The organism is Mesorhizobium sp. M4A.F.Ca.ET.020.02.1.1 (genome assembly GCF_004022645.1).
Lineage (GTDB): Bacteria > Pseudomonadota > Alphaproteobacteria > Rhizobiales > Rhizobiaceae > Mesorhizobium.
Genome location: NZ_RZOI01000522.1, coordinates 1 through 4432, shown reverse-complemented (window position 1 = coordinate 4432; position 4432 = coordinate 1). Strand labels below are relative to the sequence as shown.

At 64.9% G+C, this 4432-nt stretch carries 4 protein-coding genes and 1 pseudogene; 1 reads left to right on the top strand and 4 read right to left on the bottom strand.

Annotated features, from left to right (window positions below):
* Nucleotides 1–719, bottom strand: a pseudogene (locus tag EN742_RS25715) (protein translocase subunit SecDF); the annotation flags it as partial.
* A gap of 52 nt (nt 720–771) precedes the next feature.
* The gene (gene yajC, locus EN742_RS25710) at nt 772–1110 is read right to left on the bottom strand and encodes a preprotein translocase subunit YajC (protein WP_126054208.1); all 339 of its coding nucleotides are present in this window, start codon (nt 1108–1110) and stop codon (nt 772–774) included.
* Nucleotides 1111–1386: 276 nt separating this feature from the next.
* On the opposite strand from yajC, the gene EN742_RS25705 reads away from it, so the two are divergent.
* Nucleotides 1387–2262 carry an ATP-binding protein gene (locus tag EN742_RS25705; RefSeq protein ID WP_126054207.1) on the top strand — a complete coding sequence of 292 codons (876 nt, stop codon included), beginning with the start codon at nt 1387–1389 and terminating at the stop codon, nt 2260–2262.
* 96 nt (nt 2263–2358) lie between these two features.
* Here the strand turns inward: EN742_RS25705 and EN742_RS25700 are convergent, their stop codons facing one another.
* Together EN742_RS25700 and EN742_RS25695 are read right to left on the bottom strand one after the other, a co-directional pair.
* Nucleotides 2359–3876 carry a peptidoglycan DD-metalloendopeptidase family protein gene (locus EN742_RS25700; protein WP_126054206.1) on the bottom strand — a complete coding sequence of 506 codons (1518 nt, stop codon included), beginning with the start codon at nt 3874–3876 and terminating at the stop codon, nt 2359–2361.
* Between the two features lie 115 nt (nt 3877–3991).
* Nucleotides 3992–4432 (bottom strand): methyltransferase domain-containing protein (locus EN742_RS25695; RefSeq protein WP_128333426.1); only part of this gene is annotated, 441 nt, incomplete at its 5' end.

Below are 4432 nucleotides of genomic sequence, written 5' to 3'. Positions count from 1 at the left end.
GAGCCTGCCGGCGGACGGCCGTTGAGCGCGTCCTGCACCGGCATCGACTGGTCGACCATCTGGAATGTCAGCTTGGCGGTCTGGCCAAGGATTTCCTTCAGCCTTTGCGGGTCCTGCAAGCCCGGCACCTGGACAAGAATACGGTCGTCGCCCTGCCGCTGCACGATCGGTTCGGTGGTGCCGAGTTCGTTGACGCGCCGTTCGACGACCTCGATCGACTGCGTCAGCGCCGTCGAGGTGCGGTATTTGATGCCGGCGTCGGTGACGGTGAACTTGAGCAGGCCCGGCTCGGAATCGTCCAGCGTCATCTCCTGGACGGAGCCGCCGGTGAACAGCCCCGCCGCCACCGGGTCGGTCAGCGGCTTCAGCACCTTCTTGGCGGCGTCGATCTGGCTGGGATCGGTGATGCGGACCTGCACCGTGCGCCCGGATCCGGACAGGCCGGTATAGTTGATCTTGGGGTTGGCGTCGCGCAGCAGCGTCCTGATCTCGTCGCGTGACGTCTCCAGTCGATCCTTGATCAGGTCGTTCTGGTTCATCTGAAGCAGGATGTGCGAACCACCCTGCAGGTCGAGACCGAGCGTCATCTGCCGCTTCGGCACCCAGTTGGGCAGTTGCGCCAACGTGCTGGCAGGGAAGAGATTGGGCGCGGCGAGGACCACTGTGGCGGCCACGGCCAGCCAGATCAGGATCATCTTCAGGCGCGAAAAATAGAGCATTCGTTCTTATCCGTTCAGGCGTACATGCGGCAGCGTTCCGCCTTCAATTCGGTTATTTCTTGGCATTCTGGTTCGCCACTGGCTCGCCCTTGACGCGCACGTCCGAGATCGTCGAGCGCAGCGCCGTCACCTTGGTGCCACCGCCGAGGTCGATCTCGAGTTCGTGGTCGTCGATCACCTTGGTCACCTTGCCGACGAAACCGCCGCCGGTCACGACCGTGTCGCCGCGCCGCACCGCCGAGAGCATCTCCTGGCGCTTCTTCAGCTGCGCGCGCTGCGGCCTGATGATCAGAAAATACATGATCACGAAAATCAGGACAAACGGCAAAATGCTGATGAACATGTCTGGCGAGGCGCCGACGCCCTGGGCGTATGCCGGTGTAACGAACATCAAGATACTCCTGGAAGGTGAAAAACCGCCACGAGGCGGCCCCGCGAAATTTGGCCCGAATATAGTCGGTAAAGTTGCCAATGCAACTGCGCCGCCGGGCGAATCCGCTGCTTTTCCGGCCGGTTGGCGCGTGTTAGAGCATGATCGCCGAATGCCGGGTGCGGTCCGCGGAAAAGATCATGCTCCGGCAAAAGGTTGGAAGCGGTTCTTATCCCGCCGCGAAAGAGCGGATTTCCGCCGGTGCCGATCCCGAACGCCAGACCAAAAAGACAAGACATGACCGACAGCACCCTTGACGCCCTGAACCAGAAGCTCGACCGCCTGATCGAAGCGGTCACTCGCCTCGCCCCGCCGCCGGTACCGCAAACCGACCTTGCGGCGGCCGACTGCTTCGTCTGGCAGGCCGATCCCGGCTATCTGGAGCCGGTGCGCAAGGTCAACCGCGTCGACATCGGGCTGATCCGAGGCGTCGACCGGGTGCGCGACATCCTGCTCGACAACACCGAGCGCTTCGCCTCGGGCTTTGCCGCCAACAATGTGCTGTTGTGGGGCGCGCGCGGCATGGGCAAATCGTCGCTGGTCAAGGCGGTGCACGCCGCCGTCAACGCCTCCGACGAGCTCGATCGGCCGCTCAAGCTGATCGAGATCCACCGCGAGGATATCGACACGCTGCCCAAGCTGATGGGTTTGCTCAAGGCGGCGCCTTTCCGGTTCATCCTGTTTTGCGATGACCTCTCCTTCGACCACGACGACACCTCCTACAAGTCGCTGAAGGCAGCACTTGAAGGCGGTGTCGAGGGCCGCCCCGCCAACGTCATCTTCTACGCCACCTCGAACCGGCGGCATCTTTTGCCGCGCGACATGATCGACAATGAACGCTCGACCGCCATCAACCCGTCGGAAGCCGTGGAAGAAAAGGTCTCGCTGTCCGATCGCTTCGGCCTCTGGCTCGGCTTCCACAAATGTTCGCAGGACGAATATCTCGACATGATCGACGGCTATGTCCGCTATCACGGCCTGGCCATCGACCCCGATGCGCTGCGCGCCGAGGCGCTGGAATGGGCGACGACGCGCGGCAGCCGCTCCGGCCGCGTCGCATGGCAGTTCACCCAGGACCTTGCCGGCCGTCTCGGCAAGCCGCTGAAGGATTGAGGTCAGGCAGACAGCTGAAAAAGCCCGCCCCTTGCGGAGCGGGCTGAGCCGGCGGGCTGGACTGGAGGTCTCAGACGGCCCGCAATTTTTCTTCTTCTATTCGAGATAGCCCGACGGATCGACCGGGGCGGAGTTCTTGCGCACTTCGAAGTGCAGCTTCGGCGAGTCGGTGGTGCCGCTCATGCCGGACAGCGCGATCTCCTGGCCGCGCTTGACCTTCTGGCCGCGCTGCACCTCGATCGAGCTGGCGTGGCCGTAGACGGTGACCAGCCCGTTCTCGTGCCGCACCAGGACGGTGTTGCCGAATTCCTTCAGCCCGTCGCCGGCATAGATGACGACGCCGTTCTCTGCAGCCTTGACTGGCGTGCCCTCCGGGACCGCAATGTCGACGCCGTCCTTGCCGCCGCCAAAATTGGAGATCACGCGGCCGCGCACCGGCCAGCGCATTTTGCCGATGCCGGTTGCATCCGGCGCCACCGCGTCGTCGTCCTCGGCCTGCTGGATGACCTTGGCGTCCTTCTTCGGCGGCGTGTAGGAGGCGAGCGTCTCGGTCGGCTTCGCGGCCGGCTGAGTGGTGGCGGTCGTCACCGGGTCGACCTTGACCGGCTTGGCGGCGGCGACAGTCGCGGTGCCGCCGGCTGGAACCTTCAGCGTCTGGCCGATCTTGAGCAGGCCGTCCTGCATGCCGTTCGCCTGCTTCAGCGCCACGACGCCGACACCGGTCTTCCTGGCGATGGACGACAGGGTGTCGCCCTGCTGGACCGTGTAGGTGCCGCCGGCGCCGGCCGGCTTAGCCGAAGCGACCTGCGTCGCAGGCTTGGCGTCCTTCGATCCGCTAGCGGCGGCGTTAGCGTCGACCGGCGCGGCCGACTTGCCGTCCTTGAGCTTCGGCTGCTGCGGCAGCACGGCGATCTTCTCGGGCGCGCTTGCGGGCTTCGGCGCATTGGCGGGCTTGGTGTCGGCGAGTTTCTGTGCCGGCTCCTTGCTCGAATAGGCATAGGCGGGAATGACCAGCTTTTGGCCCGTCTTCAGGCCCTTGGTCGCGCTCAGCCCGTTGACCTTCATGATCACGTCGGCCGGCACCTTGTAGTGCTGCGCCAGGCCGGAGATGGTCTCGCCGTCCCGGACCACGATCTCGGTGGCGCGCGGCGTGCCGGCGGCCGCCATCTTCGGCGCGTCGGGCTGCGCCTCCTTGAACGGCTTCGTCGCCGGGGCGGCGGTGCCGGTCGTCGTCCTGTCGACATGCGTGGCGGGCGGCGCCAGGACCGGCTCCGAAGCGGTGCGCACCGGCTTCGCCGCGGACGCCTGGGCTGGCTGTGACACCGGCGGCGGCAACTGCTGCACCGAAACCGGCTCGAGGCTGGAGCGGCTCACCGACTGGGTATGACTGCCGTCGACAGGCGCCGGCGCCACCGCATCGCCCGGATAGGGCTGGGCGACGTCCTGCTTGTCGATGATGGCGCGCTGATTGTTGGTCGACGAGGTGAAGACGTCGTCGACACCATTGAAGCGGGCGACCTGGGAGCTGCACCCCGCGGCGGCGCCTGCGATCATGAGGACGGCGCAGCCACGCGCCAGATTGCGTCCGTTTGCCTTCAAAACACTGAATTGCATCGCACTAACCCGCACAGACCCGGTACAAACTGGTCATGATTAAAGCGCGTTAATGTTACTGGCCGGTTAACCCCTTAGAATCCGGCGAAAATTTTCTTAAAATATTCGAGGAGGGTTAGATAACCGAGGCGACGCTGCGCAGGATCGGCTGCAGCCTGACGATACCGATGTCCTCGCGCTCGAAGCGGCTGCCGACTTTGGTGAGCTTTGCCAGCACCTGCTCGCCCTCCTCCGGGCCGATCGGCGCGATGACCACACCGCCGCTCGACAACTGGTCGAGCAGGAAACGCGGCAGGCTGTCGAAGGCCGCCCAGGCGACGATGCGGTCGAACGGCCCTTCATTCGGCAATCCGTTGGAGCCATCCGCCTGGCGGACGATGACGTTGCCGATGCCGAGCGCCTCGAAGCGCTGTTTGGCCTGCTCGGTCAGCGTCTTGTAACGGTCGATGGTGACGATGCGCGACGCCAGCCGCGACATCACCGCCGCCGTGTAGCCAGTCCCGGTGCCAATCTCCAGCACGCGGTTGCCGGGCTCGATGCCAAGCGCCGCGAGTAC